Origin of the sequence: Enterococcus sp. DIV0800 (assembly GCF_050559735.1) — a bacterium.
GTDB lineage: Bacteria > Bacillota > Bacilli > Lactobacillales > Enterococcaceae > Enterococcus_A > Enterococcus_A devriesei.
In genome coordinates this window covers 995,015-1,014,603 of sequence record NZ_CP187898.1, presented here as the reverse complement: position 1 = coordinate 1,014,603, position 19,589 = coordinate 995,015, and the positions used below count along the sequence as shown (strand labels likewise).

Sequence of the window (19,589 nt, the reverse complement as noted above, 5' to 3'; positions counted from 1 at the left end):
ATTCGTTCGTTTAGCTGACACTCAGCTTCCTTCGACAATTTCACTTAAATATTCCCAACGAGTCATTTTTTCTTCCAACGCTGCTTCTGTCTCGTCTAATTCTTTTTGCAAGGTTTGCAGCTTAGTAAAATCATCTCCTTGATGATTCATGGCTTCCGTCAGCTCGTCTAGCTTGCTTTCCAAGGTGGCAATATCTTCTTCAATCGTGGACCATTCTTTTTGTTCATTGTAAGAAAGTTTTTTCTTCCGTTCTGGTGAGTGCGGCTGTGTCTTTACTTTAACCGCTTTCTCTTCTTTCACCGGGGTTTGCTGCGCCAAATAATCCAAAATTGAACCAAAGTAGGAGACGATCGCACCTTCTCCTTCGAAGATCAATAACTTTTCAGCCACTTTATCTAAGAAATAACGATCATGAGAAACGGTGATCACTGCACCCGCAAAGTCTTGCAGATAATCCTCTAAAATCGTCAAGGTAGCGGTGTCCAAGTCATTTGTTGGCTCATCCAATAGTAAAACATTCGGCTGTTGAATCAATAGCTTCAACAAATAAAGTCGCCGTTTCTCACCACCGGACAGCTTGCCGATCTTTGTTCCGTGCATAAAACGAGGAAATAAGAAACGCTCCAATAGTTCCGCGACACCAATTTGTGAACCATCGCGTTGTTTGACTTCTTCTGCCGCTTCTTGTAAATAAGCGATCATCCGTTTTTCTGGGTCTAGCGCTTCATTTTGTTGTGTGTAATAAGCCAAGCGAACTGTTTCACCTACTTCAAGCACCCCGCTGTCTAAGGTTAAACGCCCGGCTAATAAATTTAACAAGGTCGATTTTCCCGCCCCATTTTTTCCGGTGATCCCTAAGCGTTCTTTCGATTGGATCAATAAATCAAAATGGCTGAGGATTTTTTTGCATTCAATCGTAAATGAAGCATCCTTCATTTCTAGTACTTTTTTCCCTAGCCGCGTAGTTGCGATGTTCATTTCAATCTGTCCATCATTTTGGACTTGATGAAGGTTTTCCTTCAAATCTTCAAAACGATTGATCCGCGCCTGTTGTTTCGTGCTGCGGGCCTGAGCTCCGGCTCGCATCCAAGCCAGCTCTTGTTTATATAATTGCTTGCGTTTGCCTTCTTGTTCGACCGCAACCCGATCACGTTCGGCCTTTTCAACGAGGTAGGCTTCATAATTGCCGTGGTACTCATACAACTGCCCAAATGACAGCTCAAAAATGCGATTGGTTACACGATCTAAAAAGTACCGATCATGAGTCACCATTAATAATGAGCCTTGATAATGTTTCAAATAATTTTCCAACCATTGAATCGCATCATAATCTAAATGGTTGGTAGGTTCATCCAACAATAATAAATCTGGCGAATCAATCAGTACTTGCGCCAAAGCCACGCGCTTGATCTGACCACCAGATAGTTGACCAATCTGTTGATCCAAGGTTTCGATGCCTAGTTTATTTAAAATCGCTTTTGCTTCACTATCAGCCGTCCAGGCATCTTGTTTGTTCATCGCTTCTTCCGCCAGAGTAAAATGACGTTGGGCAGCAGCACTGTTATTCTCGGCTAATTGTAGCAAAGCCTTTTCATACGCTCGTACGGTCTGCATCAAGGGATTATTACCTTGGAAAACTGCGTCTAGAACCATTGTCTCAGCAAGAAATTGTTGATCCTGCGCTAAATAGCCGATCCGATAATCACTGGCTTTTTCAATGGCTGAAATATCGCCGTCCCCACTGTCACGCCCAGCTAAGATCGCTAGCAAGCTGGATTTTCCGGTACCATTAACACCGATCAAGCCAATCCGATCCTTTTCATGAATCAAAAAAGTGATCCGATCAAATAAAGTTTTATCACCAAAGGTTTTAAATAATTCTGTTACTTTCAATTCTTTCATTTTGAACCATCCTCAAAATTTCTCTTCGTTATTGTAACAAAAAAAAGCCGTAAAGGAAATTTTTCCTCTACGACTTCATTAGAATGAAGTGATCATTCATTATACGAATTTTGATTACCAGTTAAAGCCATCAAATTCAGAAAAATGATGAGCATTTCTTGCTCCATGACCATGTGGACCGCCAAACCCATGATGACCCCCTCTATGAGAGAATCTCGGATCATCAAAATCACGTCCGCCACCAAAGGTTTCTTCGGATTCTTCCTCTGAAAAATGACTTTTTAGTGTGTTCGACAATTTATCTACTAACCGGGACCATTCAGCTTTCTCTTCGTCGGTAAAGTCGGCGAATAATTCCTCACCAAAACCGGGACGCTCAGAAATTTTTTCGGCTTCCGCCTTGCCTAATTCGGTTAATCGAACGATCATTACACGACGATCTGCTTCGGAAGCTTCACGAGTGATCCATTCTTTGTCTTCTAATTTTTGTAGTAGTTCACCCACTGATTGTGGACGCATATCTAAGACAAAGGTTAATTCTTTTTGGCTGATTTCAGGATTTAGTTTCAACAAAGCTAAAATGCGTCCTTGACCGCGATGAGGCCCCATCGTATGGTTTTTAGCTGCACGACTGCGCAAGTAGCGATGCAAGTCATGTTGTAATTTCATAAATTGTTCATTCATTTGGTTTTCCATAATAGCTCTCTCCTCTTTAAAAATAATCGTTTTCCAATAAAAATTGGAAGCAAAGCATTTAGAAAGGTACCTTACATACATATATAATACAGGTACCTTCTTAAATTAGCAAGAGTATTGTTGCTTTTATTACGGTACCTTAATAATTACTTAAAAAAAAGACAAGTATTCAAACGAATACTTGTCTTCGTGCTATTAGAATGATTCGCCATAGACTTCATCAACCGTCTTGGTTGGATCAATCACGATGTAAAGGTTCTTGGTCTTTTCAGAGACTTTCGTTGATTGATATACGTTGTCTAACCCTTCAGTGTCTTTGTCTTTATAAGGGAAGTAAACGGAATCTGGATGCCCTGCACGGTAAATGATTTCCATCCGTTCGATGTCTTCGAATTTACGGGCACGTTCAAACATCCCCATTTCTAAACCACCTAAATTGATGTCTGAAGTTTGAACATGGTCGCCTTCTTGATAAATTTCGATCTTGAAGCCCGCACATGGATGGATTTCAACAAACTCACTACCGTGAATTCTTCCAAAACTTGTCGTAATTTGCTTGATCCACAAATCACCAATATATCGACGATCGATCGTCCAAGTTTCCCCATTACGGAAATAGAACTTTAAAGCTGTCATTTCTCTTGCCATTCTACATTCTCCTCACTACTAATCTAGAATTAGTTTAGCACACCTTGAGTAAACGGTCACATGTTGTGCTTCTACTTCAATTTTTCCAAAAAATCTGCCGTTTCGACAGTCACTCGTTGATGACTGGCCCTCCCAATTAAAGTCGCTTGATCATAAGCTTTGATCGAAAAAGACAGCTTCTGACCGTCAACATCAGTAAGCTCGGCTTCAACCTTGATTTCAGCTCCAATGGCGCTTGGCGCAAGATGTTTCAAATCAAGCTTGAAACCGACCGTTGTTTTTCCTACTGAAAGCCCATCAGCCACTAAACTTTTTGCACAATTTTCCATCATGGCAACTAACGCAGGTGTCGCTAAGACTTCTAAATCACCAGAGCCCATTGAACGTGCCGTCTGATTCTTTGCCACTTGATATTTTTTGGTCAGTGTCTTCATATCATTCTCCTTTTCAAAAAATCTGTCGCATAGGCCAAAAGCACTGTTTTTTCATTATTTAAATGGCCTTCAACTACTTCTTGTTCTAGCGTTTTCAAGGTCGTACTGATCCACGGTCCGCGAGGATAATCAAAGTTACTCATGAGATCGTTCCCTTTTAATGCAAGGTCCTTCAAGGAAAAGATCGGTAAATATTGATACAGTAAGCGGACCTTCGCTAAATTCGGTTCCCGCTGAAAATAATACAATAAATACTCCACCGACAAAGCCAATTCTCGGCCAAGCTGATACAAGGACCAATTGTCCCACTCATGGATTAGTCGGTAATGAAGTGCTGGAACCATCTGGCTAACTTCACGAATCAACTGATTGGAACATTTCCACTCCTTCATAAACTGCCGGATCTCTTCTTCACCAAAATTTAGCATCGTCATTAACAAGGTCCAGGCTTGGCGTTCAGTTGGAATTGCTGGCCCCCGCAACTCAGCGAAATTCAGTAATGCATCACCATGTTCTCGTAATCCCGGACAATAAATATAACACTCAGATTCCACAAAGGAGCGCAGACCGGCTTCCCGAAACGAACCCATCATCAACTTAACGAACTCCACGTTGATTCGTTCCACTGAAATCTTCGCCAACAATGAATGGTATTCTTGAATCGCTTCGAAAGTTTCTGGTTCCAACGTAAAGCCTAAATGACTGACAAAGCGTAACGCTCGCATCATTCGTAGCGCATCTTCATGAAAACGTTCATAAGGATTTCCCACTGCCCGCAAGACCTTATTTCGCAAATCACTTAAGCCGTCAAATAAATCAATCACATTGCCATCGATTCCCACCGCCAACGCATTGATTGTAAAATCCCGGCGTTTCAAGTCTTCCTTTAGTGAACGAACAAACTCAACATGATCTGGTCGACGATAATCTTGATACGTTGATTCAGTTCGGAAGGTAGTGACTTCATATGTGGCTTCCTTTGTGACAACCATCACGGTGCCATGATCAATACCGACATCAATCGTTCGGTGAAATAATTCCTTGACCTCAGCCGGAAAAGCACTGGTGGCGATGTCGACATCGTGGATTGGTTTGTTCAGTAAAATGTCGCGAACGCTTCCTCCGACATAATAGGCTTCATAACCGGCATTTTGTAATTTCCGTAAAATCGGCATCGCCCCTTGAAATTCTAATGGCAAGGCTTCTAGTCTCATTCTGCGTCACCTTCCGTCTGACCATCTTTTCGTTCAAAGCGGTAACGATCCCGCTGATTAAATTTATGCATATTACGATCAAAGGCTTCCGTTAAATCAATCCCTAAAGAGTTAGCCATAATAATCGTGACGAATAAAACATCACCTAATTCTTCTTCAACGGTCTTTGGTTGCTCTGATGCTTTTTTGCTTTTCTCACCGTAATAATGATTGATCTCACGAGCCAGCTCTCCGACTTCTTCGGTTAAGCGAGCCATTTGACCTAATGGGGAAAAATAACCTGTCTTAAACTGTTGGATATAATCATCAACTTCTTGTTGCATGATTTTCATTGTCTTTTGATTCATCAAACCACCTCAAACCTATCTTATCAAAAAACAGTTTTCTTTCCTATCATGTTGTTGTAACAATCTATATTTCGTGCTATGTTGGATGAGGACAAAATTTGAGGGGGTGTCGTATGGAAACGACTATGACTACACGGATTAAGGAAATTTTATTTATTGTGGTGGGTACAGCTATATATGCCTTTGGATTGGTTTACTTGAATATTGCCAACCATTTAGCAGAAGGTGGCGTTACCGGTATCACCTTGATCATTCGCGCCTTGTTTGGGATCGACCCTGCGTATACAACACTAATTATTAATATACCTTTGATTTTAATCGGTGGGAGAATTTTGGGAAAACGTTCTTTTTATTACACCATTCTAGGCACGGTTTGTTTATCCGTCTTCTTATGGATCTGGCAGCGTGTACCATTCACAATTAATTTAGACCACGACCTGTTTATCGTCTCGATTTTAGCTGGTTTGTTCGCCGGTTTTGGCAGCGGATTAGTTTATCGCTACGGTGGAACAACTGGTGGAGCAGACGTGATCGCCCGCATCTTGGAACAGAAATTCGGTCTGACGATGGGAAAATCCTTATTAGTTTTTGATATTATTGTTTTGATCTGCTCATTGACTTATCTAGATTTGAAACGCATGATGTACACCTTGATTGTTTCCTTCGTATTCAGTCGCGTCGTAGACATTCTTTCTTCCGGCGGATATGCAGCCAAGGGTGTCATGATTATCACCAATGAAAGTAACGTGGTCGCTGAATTACTAATGGGCCATCTGGAACGCGGTGTAACCTACCTGCATGGCGAAGGCGGCTTTTCTTCTGAAATGAAACGGATCGTCTATATCGTAGTTTCACAGCAAGAGATTAACGAGGTTAAAAAAATAGTTCACTCCGTGGATGAAAAAGCTTTTATCTTAATCAGCAATGTTCATGATGTTGAAGGAGAAGGCTTCACTTATTTAAGGCCGCAACGGCGCCGCTTCACCTTGAAACGAACTACTTAACATATCAAAAAGAGGACTTCCACTTATCGCGGAAGTCCTTTTTTATTTATTCTCTGTCTGTTTGATTTTTTGTCTTAGCATTCCCATCAACAAATTCAATTGTCGTAATTACTTTTTTATTTTCATCCGTCACATTGTTCCAGTTATAAATTTCCACCATTCCATCAGAGTCTCTGTTAGCACCTATGCCCTCCGGTTTACCAAGCTGTTCCAGTGCCATTTCTTTGGTGTACGAGCCATCGGTTTTTAGGTCGTCAAATTGGGCCTTAGATAGTTCTTTTTCGTCGGCTGTTTCTAACCCATCGATCGATTTTCCAACTACTTTGTCATCAATAAAGGAGATGACAATCGATTTTGCTCCAGCAGGCTTGTCCCAAGTGATCACATCTGTCGTGATTTCTTTGGCCTTGCCCTTATCTTCTTCGCTGACTTTTCCAAAAAACTGCTCAACTTCTTTTTTTGCTGTTCCGCCTTCGCCTTTGTTTTCCGCGTCACCTAGTGTAATTGAATCAAAATCCTGCATGACTTGATCCGCATTATCCGCTTTCATTTCACTGGACGATGAAGATTGGCTAGCTGAACTATCACTCGTGTCATCGTTGTTTGAACAACCACCAAAGAGACCCATCGTCACCACTGCCAAGACAGTCAATAAAAAATATTTTTTCATTAAAACCCTCCGTTTCTTTCTATTCTTCCTCGGCGATACTAATTACCTGTTTCACAAATAATAGAATAGAAATTATATTTAGGACTTACTATTAACTAAATCGTATCATATCCCAGCGATTAAGTGAATTCTTTTTATATTTTCACGATATTCCCATAAAAATAGCAAGCAGGATTTCCGACTGCTTGCTAAAATCATTCATTATTCATGTAAAGTTAATTTCAATCGATTCAATTCATCAGACAAGATGAGGAACGACTCCTTATCGCCATCCTCCAACGCAAGATCAATTTGTTTCTTCAACAAGTCCGCCTGCGCTTCTTTCTCTTGATGCTTCAAATAATTCTCCACCTCTAAGACGATCTCTTCACTAACAGTATCGTTCCAAGAATTTTCGGGATTATCCTCCAAGACCGATAAATATTGGGCATTTTGCCAAGAGTTGGGGAAGACACACTCTAAGTACAAAGGCTGCTGCCAATGCAGGCGAATCTCATGAAAAATTTGATCACTGTTCGTAAACTGCTGACCCTCTACCGTAAGCACCATGGGATCTTCACGTTGAGTGATATCGCGAAAAACGATGCCGCGTTTTGTATTCAAGGCGCCTTCAACGATATGCACATTCCGCAAAATGGCTTCGTGATTAATTAAGTAGTTCAAAATCCAAATCACTTCTCGTCGTTGAAAAGACACATTGTTGATCAACCAAACAAGAAATTCACGTTTTTCAGCTACATTGATCATCTTCTCACCTCTCTACTCTTCTAATAAGGACTGCACCTCTAAATCTCCAGGCTCTAATTGTAGGTAACTTGTTAACACTTTACGAGCCAACTCTATTTGACCGTCTTCTCGTAAAAAGAGACCATAAGCTTTTAAGAAATCTGGCTCATGAGCCAAATCTTCATAAGCTTGCTTGTAGTACGTACCTGCCGCCTCAAAATCTTCTAATTCATTATAGGCTTGCGCTAAATTCCAAGCAGCATAAGGATTGTCTTCTTCATCCATTTGACTGATCATTTCGATCGCCTTATCAGGCTGTTCTTCATTCAAATAGAGATTACTTAACGTTAGCAACGTTTCATCAGTCTTCTCACCTGTTTCAAGTGCTTGCTGTAATAATTCCTCCGCCTTTTTACTATCTCGTAAACGATAGGCGATCTCGGAAGCTAAATGTAACAGTTCGACTTGATAAGGATTTTCTTTGATGCCTTTTTCAGCGACAGTCAAGGCTTCTTCTAATAATTCTTCTTCCTTCAAACTGTCTGTCAAGTAATAATAAACACTTTGATATTGCGGATCAAGGGTTTCTAATTCTTGCAAATAATTGATGGCTTTTTGATGATCATGGAGCTGATAATAAGTGAAGCCTAGCTGGAATAAACGATCGGAGGTGTGCTCCTTCTCTAAGGCTCGTTCTAGAAATGGAATCGCTTCTTCAAAGCCTCCCATCATACTGTAGGCTGATCCGATTCGTTCATCAAGCGAAATATTAGCGATTTCATCGATTCCTTGCTTTTGCAGTTGTCCATAATCATTAATGGCCTCGCCTAATTGATTAGTAGAAAAATGCAATTCAGCTAAAGCAAAAGTAATCAATGGTTCTTCTGGCGCTAATGTTTTAGCTTGCAATAGTTTCGCTTCACTAACTTCTGGAATCCCCAGTACTTGATAAAGATCGGCAGTCACTAATAAGCTCTCTAAATAATTTTCGCTATCTGGCTGGATCTGTTCTAAATATTCAAAGGCCTTATCAATATCGTCTTCTTCAATCGCGATTTCTGCCAATGAAAGATAAAACATATCCTCCTCAGGAAAGTCCGCCAATAATTTCTCTAAAATCCGTTGTGTCTCGCCCAAAAAACCTAAGCTTTGTAGTTCCTCCGCTAAACTAGCCAATAATTCTGGTGAATCTTTTTTTAATGCTTCTTCAAACATTAAATTCGCTTCGGATAATTCTTCTTCTCTTAATGCCGCTAGCATTTTTTCGCTATAACTTGCCATCTATTCTCCCCTGATCTCTGTGACGATTTTTTGATACACTTCGAAGGTCTGAAGCAATTCCCTTTGTGTCGGGATTTTTTCAGTCCCGACTTCGCCGATTTGATTCAATCCTAACAAAGGTTGCTCCTCGGCTAATACAATAATCTGCTGACCATAATCAGCCAACGAGATTCCCGCTGGCACAATGATTGGAAATCCTAATCGCACCAACCATATCATAAAATTTTTAAAATTGAAATGAACATTACCTGCAACAACATTCCACGCCAATTCAAAGAGTAATCCAAACATCGTCTTCATACTATTAGACAATAAGGAGCCGTTTTCTGTTTGAAAAAAGGCCCGCTCAAAGGTTTTGCCAAAATTACGCAATTGTTCACTATGAGTACCATAATAATTCAACAAAGTCTCACTAAAGGCGGCAAAAGATTGCTGCAGCAACTCGTCTCTTGTCGGAAAGTTCAGGTATAGGCTTTGTAAAAAGGAATAATCGCAAACGATCCCGCAACGGATCAAAGTCAATAGATCTACCATTTTACCGGTCGTTTGCTGGTCCGCCAACGTATGGTCAAATAAAATACTGTGAGGTGCTTCGGTGATTTCCATTACTGTCATCATAGTCTTATCAGAAACGATTTGATCCACAAAAGATAAACTCTGGGCAAAGGAACGTAAGGAGACCGGTAGCAGGCATAGCTCCGCTTCGATTGGCGTAACATGCTGCGTGAAGCCTAACAGCTCCATTACCCCTTCATTTCCGATTCCAAAGAAAATCGCCTGCTTTGACCCACGGAAGCGTTCTAAAAAGCGAGTCAATTCTTGAAAATTCTTCATCGTGTTACAGTACCGATTGTTCGGTGTAATGTACCACTCATGATCACTGGTTTTAGGAATAAATTGGCGCAGCTTCTCCGCAAATAAATCATAATACCGCTGGTTGCCACAAAAAAGGATCTGTTTGTTGGTCAAGTCCTTCTTTCGCATCATGGAGGCCACTGTCTCACCATAAGTAACCGGCGTCTCAAATTTACTATTTCGATAGCGTACTTCCATTTCCAACACCTCGCTTATTTTCATTTTATACTACAAAAAAACCTCTCGCAACAAATCTGCGAAAGGCACATGAAGTTTTATTTTTTTACTGATTCAAAAATCCCCAAAACCTTCAAACTTAGCAATTTATTGAATTGCCGTCGAGCCTTGCGGCGTACTTGTTTCCGGTTGTTGATTTTGCGACGGATTCTGTTGTGGCTGGCTTTCCGGTTGAACCCCCGGCTGACTAGAAGCAGGTTGTGAATTTGGCTGCTGTTGACTTTGACTCGGCACGGTCTGTTGCGGTGTTTGCTGTTGATTGGGTTGGCCTTGTTGTGTCACCGGCTGTTGGTATTGCTGATTCGCCTCTTCTTCTACGCGCGATAATTCCTCGTATGTCAGCACCCCATCATTATTCAAATCTGAAGGTGAAGGAGCTTCCTGGATTACCCGCTGCCCGTTTGATAAAACTCGCAGCACTGTGACATGCTCCCCCCACGGCGTTACTAACACCTCTCCAACACTTGAGGTATCTTGTGTTTCGGTTGGTTCCACGGAAGCGGTTGAGGTAGAAGAGGTCGCTTCCGTCAACGATAGCGCCCGTTGAGGAATTGCTTCTTCCCCAGCAGAGCCATAAAAATATAAACCCACTAACATTCCAAGTACCACTACCGGAACGGAGACCAACAATATAATAAAATTACGGCGCTTTTTCTTCTTTTCTTCTCGTTCTAATAAAGCATCCGCCTCTATAAAGGCTTGACGCCACTTAGGATCATGCTGTCTTCTTGCTAAAAATTCATATGAATGCCAAGAATCATTTCGTTCAACATAAAATAGTCGCTCCTCCGACATCGCTTCCCCTTCTTTCACTACTTTTTCTCCTAATTCAATTTTATCCTATGTAGAACTTTTCGTAAAATAAAATATAAGTTAAAAACCTTATTAAATAACCCACTTATATAGAAATAAGCAATAATTAATGGATTACTACATATTTGAACAAATACTACAGTGATAACAAAGTGGAGTCACAGCATTTGGAAGAAGAACAATCTGCAAAAGCCAGTCGCTATTTAGTCTCTTTTCAGCTTTTTTTACCTTTCAAGACAAAACAAAACCCGTCAGAGCCCTAGAGCCCCAACGGGTTTGTCGCTGCAATTATTTAACTGCGTCTTTTAGCGCTTTACCTGGTTTGAATGCAGGTACTTTGCTTGCTGGAATTTCGATTTCTTCACCAGTTTGTGGGTTACGTCCTTTACGGGCCGCACGTTCACGTACTTCAAAGTTACCGAAGCCGATCAACTGAACTTTTTCACCGTCAGCTAATGCGCCTTGGATCGTTGAAAATACAGCATCGACAGCAGCGGTAGCGTCTTTCTTAGTTAAGTCAGTAGCTGCTGCAACTTTTTCGATCAATTCTGCTTTGTTTGCCATGAATGAATTCACCTCCTGAGAAATGAGTAATGATGTTTAAAACATCGACTGATAATTGAGTGGTCCAACCATCAGCTTTAAAATATTGATTTGGTCAATATTCTGTTATAACGATAGCATATGAACCTTGTGATAGCAAGGTTTTTAGCTATTAATGACATAAAATTCATTGTTGTTTTAGCATTTAAGAAAAATGATTGTCACAAAAATAAAAGTATGATAAAATGCCTTATTTTCTCCGTCGAGGGATTATTTTAATCGGTGTTCCCTGAAACTCAAAGGCCTTGCGAATTTGGTTCTCTAAGAAGCGCGCGTAAGAAAAATGCATCAATTCTTCTTCATTTACGAAAACCACAAAAGTCGGCGGCTTAACTGCAACTTGCGTCGCATAGAAAATCTTCAAGCGTTTGCCTTTATCTGTCGGAGTCGGATTAATCGCCACGGCATCCATAATAATGTCATTCAGAACAGAAGATGGTATACGCAAGTTTTGATTCATGCTGACTTCTTCAATCATTAACGGGATTTTATTTAACCGTTGCTTCGTCATCGCAGAAACAAATACGATTGGTGCATAGTCTAAATAAGCAAACTCATCCCGAATCTCTTCTTCAAATTTCTTCATCGTATTAGTATCTTTTTTGACTAGATCCCATTTATTAACGACGATGATCACACCACGTCCTGCTTCATGGGCGTATCCGGCAATTCGTTTGTCCTGCTCACGAATTCCCTCCTCCCCATTCAGAACAACAAGTACAACATCGGAGCGATCAATGGCCCGCATCGCCCGCATGACGGAATACTTCTCGGTATTTTCATAGACCTTCCCGCGTTTACGCATGCCGGCAGTGTCGATCATTGTAAATTCTTGTCCGTTTTCACCGACGAATTTCGTATCGATCGCATCACGGGTCGTTCCTTCGATATCAGAAACGATCACTCGATCTTCACCTAGGATTGCATTGATCAAAGAAGATTTCCCAACATTTGGACGTCCAATCAAACTAAATTTGATCGACTCGTCTTCTTCTTCCTCGTTTTCGGCTGGAAAATGTTTCACGGCTTCATCTAGAACATCTCCTAGACCAAGACCATGACTGCCTGAAACGGGATAAGGTTCTCCTAAGCCTAATGAATAAAATTCATAAATTTCATTTCGCATTTCCGGGTTATCTACTTTATTAACCATCAGGATCACTGGCTTTTTACTACGGTATAAAATTTTCGCAACCGCTTCGTCTGCGTCAGTCACGCCTTCTTTGCCACTAGCGACTAGTAAAATGACATCAGCTTCATCAATCGCGATTTGCGCTTGTTGCTTGATTTGTTCCATGAATGGTTCGTCACCGATATCGATCCCGCCAGTATCAATGATCGAAAATTCATGGTCTAACCATTCACCTTTGGCATAGATCCGGTCACGGGTAACACCGGGAGTATCTTCAACAATTGAAATGCGTTCACCGGCAATTCGATTAAACAGCGTTGATTTGCCGACATTCGGACGGCCAACGATGGCAATTGTAGGATTTGACATAATTTGATTCCCTCGTTCCTATTAATCTAATAACTGATTCGTTCAAAAAAAATGAGCTAGAGGCTCATAGTAACTACTTATTTTAGTATAGCTATTCACCAAGCTTCAACACTTGGCGTTCCGTTAGCAAAACATACTTTAAAAATTAGTGTAATATCAAATGATTGGCATAAATTTCCACAAAATCTATTCTTCGCTTCCATTACCTATCCTTTAGCTCTCCCATAAAAAATAAGGAGCAAAATTAGCAGCTGACTCTCTTTTTTCAAATTCTCCTTAGTTTAACTAAGAAAAGACCTTCTTGCAAGGGAAGGAGTGTTTTTTCATTCATATTTTCTTAAAAATAAAAAAAGACGTGCACACGGCACGTCTTCAATCTTTCGTTACTTACTCTTGTTCTTCTGAGTCGTCGTTTTTCAACGCATCGCCTAAAATATCACCCATTGTGAAGCCAGTATTTTCTTCTGGCATTTCATAATGTTCTTCTTCAGCTGGCTCTTCTTTGGCTTCTTCTGGTTTTTCTTCCAAAGCTTTGATAGAAAGAGCAACGCGATGATCTTCAGGATGAACTTCCAAGACTTTCACTTGGACTTGATCCCCTTCATGTAATACTTCATGAGGAGTCGCAATATGTTTATGTGAAATTTGAGAAATGTGGACTAAGCCTTCAACCCCTGGGAAAATTTCAACAAAAGCACCAAAGCTCGTCAACCGTTTCACTGTTCCTTCAAGAACAGAACCTGGTGCAGCTTTTTCTTCGATATCGGTCCAAGGTCCAGGTAAATTGGCTTTGATCGACAAGGAGATCCGTTCTTTTTCAGGATCAACCGACAAGACTTGGACTTCGACTTCATCGCCGACGCTCAAGACATCTGCTGGTTTTGCTACGTGGCTGTGAGAAATCTCTGATACGTGAACTAAGCCATCGATTCCACCAAGATCAATGAAGGCACCAAAGTCAGTCAAACGGGCAACTTGACCTTTGATAACTTGACCTTCATATAGGTCTGCTAAGATTTCTTTTTTCTTCTCAGCTTTTTCAGCTTCTACCACTGCTTTATGAGATAGGATCAAACGATTCTCAGATGGTTCGATTTCGATAATTTTAAATTTCAATGTTTTTCCCGTGTAGACTGAAAAATCATCAACGAAATGATCATCGATCATTGATGCTGGAACAAAACCACGAACGCCTACATCAACAACAAGACCGCCTTTCACGCTGCTTGTTACAGGCGCTTCGATAATTTTTCCGTCTTGGAATTCTTGCTCGATATCTTCCCAAACTTTTTTCGCATCTAGGCGACGTTTAGAAAGAAGGTAGCTCCCATTTTCTTTGTCTTTTCCGATAGAAGAGATAACGACTAAATCAAGAATATCGCCAACCTTGACTTCATCATTGATATCTTCAACAGGCAATGTTGAAAGTTCTTTGGCCGGAACTACACCTTCTACTCCCGCACCTTCAATACCAACGATTACTTGTTTATCTTCTAAGGCAAGCACCTCACCTTTAACAATATCGCCAACTTGAACTTCATGCACACTTTCCATTGCTGCTTCCATGGAAACATTTTCGTTGTCCATTGAATTTTGTTCTAAATCTGTCATGTCGTTTGTCCTCCTTACCAACAATTCTGCGTAAAATACACTACAATATCTATTTTAGAATAATCCAGATGAAAAATAAAGCGATTTCTTCTTTTTTTCGAAAAAATTAGTAGAATTACGCTTTATTTTACAACATTCTCAGTAAATTAAAAACCTTTTGCTTGGATGATGCCTTTAATCTTCGTCACTACCTGTTCGATCGACATGCCGGTCGTATCAACTAATTCCGCATCCTGTGCTTGGATCAAGGGCGAAACTTCACGATGTGAATCTAAGTAATCGCGTTTTGCGATTGCTTCTTTAATTGTTTCGAAATCCATCTGAATGCCTTTTGCTTGATTTTCTTTATAGCGACGCTGTGCTCGTTCTTCTACACTAGCAACTAAAAAGATTTTTACTTCAGCTTGTGGTAAGACTGTTGTACCGATATCACGTCCATCCATGACGATTCCGCCGGTTTGGGCTAGCTGACGTTGCGCTTCGACTAATTCTTCTCGAACCATTCCATGAGCGGACACTTCGGAAACTGCCGCTGTGACATCCGGTTGACGAATCGCTTCAGTCACTTCTTCATCATTAACGAAAACCAATTGGCCGTGTCCTGATTGTTTGAAAGTGATAGGATATTTCTTTGTCAGTTCAGCTAAAGCCGTTTCGTCTGAGAACGCCACTTGATGTTTGATCGCTAAAAAAGTGACCGCCCGATACATTGCGCCGGTATCGACATAAATAAAATTGAAGTCACTGGCTAACAGCTTGGCTACTGTACTTTTCCCTGATGATGCCGGCCCGTCGATTGCAATTGAAATATTTTCCATATTCTGCCTCTTTTCAATAAATAAGCCGTAATCACAAAGGACTACGGCGAATTGATTCTTTTGTATTATCTAGTATGAAAACCTAGTTTATTCTTAATTGATCACCAGGATTAATTGGAGGATCGAAGCTACCATTTGGTAATAACGTTCTTCCATTTAATTCAGCTAATCTTTCAACTGAAACTCCATTGCGGTCCGCAACTTGTTTTAGTCCATCACCTTGTTGTACTGTAGCAGTTTGACCTTGACCTTGATCAACAGTTGAAGATGGCGTTGTTTGTTGTGCTGCTGCCGCGGATTGAGAAGCTGCTGCTTCGGCTGCTGCTTGAGATTGCGATGCTGCTTGTTGTTCTGCCGCTTGTTGTTGCGCTGCTTGTTGAACAGCTGCTTGCTGGTCAGCCGCTTGTTGTGCTGCTGAATCGCTTGAAGCAGTGCTTTCTTCTGTACTGCTCTCTGTGGCGCTTGATTTTTCAGTTGAAGAAACTTTTGACACTTGCGTTGTACTCTCTGGAGAGGCTGCTGGCTTGTCGTTATCACGAGTGATCCAGAAATAGGCGCCAGCCGGAATCAAAATAAGGGCTAACAATAACGCGACTAGAATCGTTAAGAATTTCGTATTCCCGCCACCGTTATTACCTCCACCGCTGCTACGACGAGATTGGCTGCGTGAATATTCTTCTTCACCATCAGATTCATAAATATGTTGATCCCACGGTTCGTTGTTCGTATCATTATAGCGATCTTTTCTACTCAATTTCTCTAACCTCCTAAATGCTATCGTCATGTATTATATCATAGCACAAAAAAAATTTGCGGCAATTTTTAATTTTTCGTACTAATTTTATAAATTTTTTGAATTATCTCCTGCCACTCAAGTCGTCCCCCACTATTGTCGGGTTTCACTTTGTTAAATGTAAGAACCGCACCATCATTGTCACAGCAAGCAGGATTTTTTTGCTTTAGTGTTTCATCAAAATAAGCCACCAAAAATTCACGGCGACAGTCGGTCGTCGCGATATAATCCAGCATTTTTTGTAGTTGGAGCCTTTTCGTCAGACCCCGCTGATTCAACAAGCCCATTAATTCCTGCTCTTCATTAGGGAAAAACTGCTCCCATTTTTTGATCAACGGGTCTTCGAGGACCAGATCATCGATTTTTTGTTTAATCTCAAACAGTTTTTTCGATTGGTTGGTCTGCTCTTGCAAAAAATGATGAATGTATTCATCCCCATCCTCATATAGCAAAATCGCCTGGCTTGGTCCGCCATCTCGGCCAGCCCGACCGACTTCTTGTAAATAATTCTCTGGCGAATCCGGTAGATCATAATGGATCACGAAGCGAATATTGTCTTTGTTGATCCCCATTCCAAAGGCATTGGTTGCAATTAGAATCCGTAGCTCTCCCGCTAAAAACTGTTGCTGCAGCATTCGCCGCTCTTGTCCAGTCAGACCACCATGGTAATAAGCAATCGCCTGCTGTCCCTTAAAGGCTTGATACAGCTCCTCTACTTTTTTCCGCGTCGCACAGTAAATGATCCCTGAGCCCGATAAATTGGTGATTAGCTCCTGTAGCTTTTTGAATTTTTCCGTTTGATAGACAAAAAAACGAATATTCGGTCGGTCCACTGAATAAATGAATTCAGCCGCTTGCTTCGTTGGAAATAGCAAACGCTGAATATCTTTTCGCACCTCGTGAGTCGCTGTCGCCGTTAACGCTAATACCAATGACCCACCGATAAAGGTGATCCCATCCGCCAGCTTCAAATATTCTGGTCGAAAATCGATCCCCCACTGCGAGATGCAATGGGCTTCATCCACGACGATCAAGGCCAGTCGAGCCTGTTGCAAGGTCTGTTGGACATTCGGGTTCAAAAACATTTCCGGACTCATAAAAATAAATTTATACTGATGCAACCGGCTTAACACCCATTGTTGCTCCCAAGTTGAAAGCAAGCTGTTCAAGGCGACTGCCCGCTTTTCACCAAGGCGCTGTAGTTGCGTCACTTGGTCCTCCATCAAGGAAATCAAAGGAGAAATAACTACTACCGTACCATCCAGCAAATAACCAGGGAGCTGATAACACAGCGATTTACCTGTTCCTGTCGGCAACATTCCTAAAACTGATTCACCGCTTAACAGTGTTTCAATAATTTCTCTTTGCCCTGGTCGAAACTGATCGTAATTAAATTTGTCTTTTAGTAATTTAGTCAGTTCCATGGTTACTCCTTAAAAAATGAATTTGTGAGAGACGGAAATTCAAATAAGACAAGTCGTAGTCCCGATAATAGGCGTCAATCACCTGTTCTTTCTCTAGCGCTGCAAAATCCAACAGCTCAAATTCCTCAAAAGGAAACGTTGGGTCTAGTAGTGCCCATTCAATAAAATGATCATTGATCGTGCCTTGCTTCAAGTGGCGCAAATCTAAGATTTCCGGTAAGCTTTTTCCGGCTAGAAAAAACTCCCGTGTCTTCAGCATACTTTGATTGATGTTTTGTTGATCTAACGCTGCGATCAAGCGGCTCAGCTCTCCCTGATCGAGCTTTGCTAAAAAGAGATCAATAGAACGCTGAGTATACAACAAACGCCACGGCTCAGTCTGGTCTGCAAGCAGTTGAAAGGCCGCCTTTCCTTGAAACTGATGTCCGGAAAATTGATTGGCTAAGAAATTAGCGTTTTCCGTCGGCAGTTGTTGCAAGGTCTCCATAAGTTCCTGTCGAACCCTTTCCACCAGTCCAGCATCAGAGGTGCTTAACCATTTTTTTAATTGCTGTAAATAATAGGGGCGATTCTCGATTGGCAAATACTCTTTTTCACCAAAAGACCAATGGCTCGTTACTTGCACAGCAAATAAAATCAGCTGCCAAACATTGTCTCGCATCCGACCATAACGTAGATTGTTTAAACCGCTTAGATCCATTGACCCTTTAGCCAAATGCTGCTTTCCTGCTTCAGTTAGCCGACCATAGCCGTCATCCACGGTGATCAGTTGCTGATTCATTAATTGCTGCAGTTCCTTTTGAAAGTCTTCTTCCTTGAATTGCGGAAAAGAACCTAAATAGGCTAAATTATCGAAAAAAAATCCATGAAGCAAAACTGAACTAGTTCGTTTTCCTACTAATAAATGGTATAAAGTAGAGATTCTTAACTTGTAGCCAGTCTGAAATAACGTTAAAATAAACAAAGTCATAAGAATAATTCTCCTGTGGAAGGTGAAAAAATGAAATGCGAAATCATTCCTGAGCGCTGTATTGCCTGCGGCTTATGCCAAACGATTGCGCCAGAAATTTTTGATTATACAGATGATGGATTGGTGTTATTTGTCGGAGAAAAGGAAGCCACTCACGAATTTATCCCCGCCAAACAGCAAGACGCTGTCATTCAGGCCGCAAAACGCTGTCCATCCCATGCGATTTTATATCAGAATTCATAATAACATATTTTAAGCACGGCTTCGTAAATGGACTATTTTTTTACAAAATTTGTCCATTTACCTTAGACGAAAAAAAATCTCAGACAATTTGTCTGAGATTTCTTTCTTTTAAACTGAATGGTGCTGTGAGGTCAACGTTTTTTTCGATAACCACGGAAGTAGCTTAGCATGCAACACTAGGAATACACCGCTGACAACGAGTCCTTTGACAATATTGAATGGCACGATTCCAACCAAAATATATCGTCCTAAGCCCATACCTAGCATTTGTCCGGCTGAAAGGCCAAATGCTTTTAAGTAAAGTGGCGTAATCACGAAATAGTTCGCCACACTCATAAAGAGCGTCATAGCTAAAATCCCTAATCCTAGACCCACGACCCGTTTCGAAGCCGTCTTCTTTCTAAACAGTAAGAAGATTGGCAGCGTGTATAATGAAGTGGCGAAAAAGCTAGCAAAATCGCCGATCATATTATCGAAAGAAAAGCCAGTCATCGTCAGATGCAGTAACGAACGAATAAACGCCGTCGCAATTCCTGTCACCGGACCAAAGATAAACATGTTAATCAATACTGGAATGTCGCTAAAATCGAGCTTTAAAAATGGAAACATGGGAACGATTGGAAAAGCGATAAATTGTAAAATCAATCCCATTGCTGCTGCCACCGCGACTGCCGTCATTTTTTGTAACTTTAAGTTCTTCATTTGAATTCCTCCGTTTCGGAATCATCTTCAACGAACTATTTAAGCAATCTTCACACAAAAAAACTCTATGCTTCAGAAAAAGCATAGAGTTACTTGA

Annotated in this window: 21 protein-coding genes; 2 read left to right on the top strand and 19 right to left on the bottom strand. The window is 41.0% G+C overall.

What is annotated here, in order from left to right; all coding sequences use genetic code 11:
- Positions 1-21: 21 nt before the first annotated feature.
- From IGI54_RS04860 to IGI54_RS04835, 6 genes are all read right to left on the bottom strand, one after another.
- Positions 22-1,902 carry an ABC-F family ATP-binding cassette domain-containing protein gene (locus IGI54_RS04860; RefSeq protein WP_430621311.1) on the bottom strand — a complete coding sequence of 627 codons (1,881 nt, stop codon included), beginning with the start codon at positions 1,900-1,902 and terminating at the stop codon, positions 22-24.
- 114 nt (positions 1,903-2,016) lie between these two features.
- On the bottom strand, positions 2,017-2,598 hold the full coding sequence (locus IGI54_RS04855) for a MarR family winged helix-turn-helix transcriptional regulator (protein ID WP_430621310.1): 582 nt from the start codon (positions 2,596-2,598) through the stop codon (positions 2,017-2,019).
- Between the two features lie 195 nt (positions 2,599-2,793).
- Positions 2,794-3,246 carry a hypothetical protein gene (locus IGI54_RS04850; protein WP_430621309.1) on the bottom strand — a complete coding sequence of 151 codons (453 nt, stop codon included), beginning with the start codon at positions 3,244-3,246 and terminating at the stop codon, positions 2,794-2,796.
- A gap of 71 nt (positions 3,247-3,317) precedes the next feature.
- The gene (locus IGI54_RS04845; RefSeq protein WP_430621308.1) at positions 3,318-3,680 is read right to left on the bottom strand and encodes a thioesterase family protein; all 363 of its coding nucleotides are present in this window, start codon (positions 3,678-3,680) and stop codon (positions 3,318-3,320) included.
- Positions 3,677-4,894 carry a CCA tRNA nucleotidyltransferase gene (locus IGI54_RS04840; protein WP_430621307.1) on the bottom strand — a complete coding sequence of 406 codons (1,218 nt, stop codon included), beginning with the start codon at positions 4,892-4,894 and terminating at the stop codon, positions 3,677-3,679. The genes IGI54_RS04845 and IGI54_RS04840 overlap by 4 nt, the downstream gene beginning before the upstream one ends.
- Positions 4,891-5,241, bottom strand: coding sequence for a nucleotide pyrophosphohydrolase (locus IGI54_RS04835; RefSeq protein WP_216428825.1), 351 nt, complete (start codon positions 5,239-5,241; stop codon positions 4,891-4,893). The genes IGI54_RS04840 and IGI54_RS04835 overlap by 4 nt, the downstream gene beginning before the upstream one ends.
- Positions 5,242-5,354: 113 nt before the next feature.
- On the opposite strand from IGI54_RS04835, the gene IGI54_RS04830 reads away from it, so the two are divergent.
- On the top strand, positions 5,355-6,245 hold the full coding sequence (locus IGI54_RS04830) for a YitT family protein (RefSeq protein ID WP_084133222.1): 891 nt from the start codon (positions 5,355-5,357) through the stop codon (positions 6,243-6,245).
- A 46-nt stretch (positions 6,246-6,291) separates the two neighbouring features.
- Here IGI54_RS04830 and IGI54_RS04825 read toward each other — a convergent pair whose 3' ends face one another.
- The 12 genes from IGI54_RS04825 to IGI54_RS04770 all read right to left on the bottom strand — a co-directional run bounded on the left by IGI54_RS04825 (position 6,292) and on the right by IGI54_RS04770 (position 18,547).
- Positions 6,292-6,915 (bottom strand): DUF3862 domain-containing protein, encoded by a 624-nt coding sequence (locus IGI54_RS04825; protein WP_430621306.1) that lies wholly within the window; start codon positions 6,913-6,915, stop codon positions 6,292-6,294.
- A 201-nt stretch (positions 6,916-7,116) separates the two neighbouring features.
- Positions 7,117-7,662 (bottom strand): YpiB family protein, encoded by a 546-nt coding sequence (locus tag IGI54_RS04820; RefSeq protein ID WP_313630189.1) that lies wholly within the window; start codon positions 7,660-7,662, stop codon positions 7,117-7,119.
- 12 nt (positions 7,663-7,674) lie between these two features.
- The gene (locus IGI54_RS04815) at positions 7,675-8,922 is read right to left on the bottom strand and encodes a tetratricopeptide repeat protein (RefSeq protein WP_430621305.1); all 1,248 of its coding nucleotides are present in this window, start codon (positions 8,920-8,922) and stop codon (positions 7,675-7,677) included.
- Complete coding sequence (locus IGI54_RS04810; RefSeq protein ID WP_216428821.1) at positions 8,923-9,975, bottom strand: hypothetical protein; 1,053 nt, start codon at positions 9,973-9,975, stop codon at positions 8,923-8,925.
- Between the two features lie 126 nt (positions 9,976-10,101).
- A complete protein-coding gene (locus IGI54_RS04805) occupies positions 10,102-10,827 on the bottom strand; it encodes a hypothetical protein (protein ID WP_430621304.1) in 726 nt (241 codons plus the stop codon).
- Between the two features lie 288 nt (positions 10,828-11,115).
- Positions 11,116-11,391, bottom strand: coding sequence for an HU family DNA-binding protein (locus tag IGI54_RS04800; protein ID WP_010739427.1), 276 nt, complete (start codon positions 11,389-11,391; stop codon positions 11,116-11,118).
- A 229-nt stretch (positions 11,392-11,620) separates the two neighbouring features.
- Entirely contained in the window at positions 11,621-12,931 is a 1,311-nt protein-coding gene (der, locus tag IGI54_RS04795; RefSeq protein ID WP_071861182.1) for a ribosome biogenesis GTPase Der, read from the bottom strand.
- A gap of 387 nt (positions 12,932-13,318) precedes the next feature.
- Positions 13,319-14,542: a 30S ribosomal protein S1 gene (rpsA, locus tag IGI54_RS04790; RefSeq protein ID WP_071861181.1), complete on the bottom strand. Its 1,224-nt coding sequence runs from the start codon at positions 14,540-14,542 to the stop codon at positions 13,319-13,321.
- A gap of 146 nt (positions 14,543-14,688) precedes the next feature.
- A complete protein-coding gene (gene cmk, locus IGI54_RS04785; protein WP_216428817.1) occupies positions 14,689-15,360 on the bottom strand; it encodes a (d)CMP kinase in 672 nt (223 codons plus the stop codon).
- 82 nt (positions 15,361-15,442) lie between these two features.
- Complete coding sequence (locus IGI54_RS04780; protein ID WP_430621303.1) at positions 15,443-16,114, bottom strand: LysM peptidoglycan-binding domain-containing protein; 672 nt, start codon at positions 16,112-16,114, stop codon at positions 15,443-15,445.
- 68 nt (positions 16,115-16,182) lie between these two features.
- Positions 16,183-17,577, bottom strand: coding sequence for a RecQ family ATP-dependent DNA helicase (locus tag IGI54_RS04775; protein ID WP_430621302.1), 1,395 nt, complete (start codon positions 17,575-17,577; stop codon positions 16,183-16,185).
- Complete coding sequence (locus tag IGI54_RS04770; RefSeq protein ID WP_430621301.1) at positions 17,564-18,547, bottom strand: helix-turn-helix domain-containing protein; 984 nt, start codon at positions 18,545-18,547, stop codon at positions 17,564-17,566. Before IGI54_RS04770 ends, IGI54_RS04775 begins: the two co-directional genes overlap by 14 nt.
- A gap of 30 nt (positions 18,548-18,577) precedes the next feature.
- Here IGI54_RS04770 and IGI54_RS04765 point away from each other — a divergent pair, with 30 nt between their 5' ends.
- Positions 18,578-18,790: a ferredoxin gene (locus tag IGI54_RS04765; RefSeq protein WP_216428810.1), complete on the top strand. Its 213-nt coding sequence runs from the start codon at positions 18,578-18,580 to the stop codon at positions 18,788-18,790.
- Positions 18,791-18,898: 108 nt separating this feature from the next.
- On the opposite strand, the gene IGI54_RS04760 is transcribed toward IGI54_RS04765, so the two are convergent.
- A complete protein-coding gene (locus IGI54_RS04760; protein WP_071861175.1) occupies positions 18,899-19,492 on the bottom strand; it encodes an ECF transporter S component in 594 nt (197 codons plus the stop codon).
- Positions 19,493-19,589: the final 97 nt, after the last annotated feature.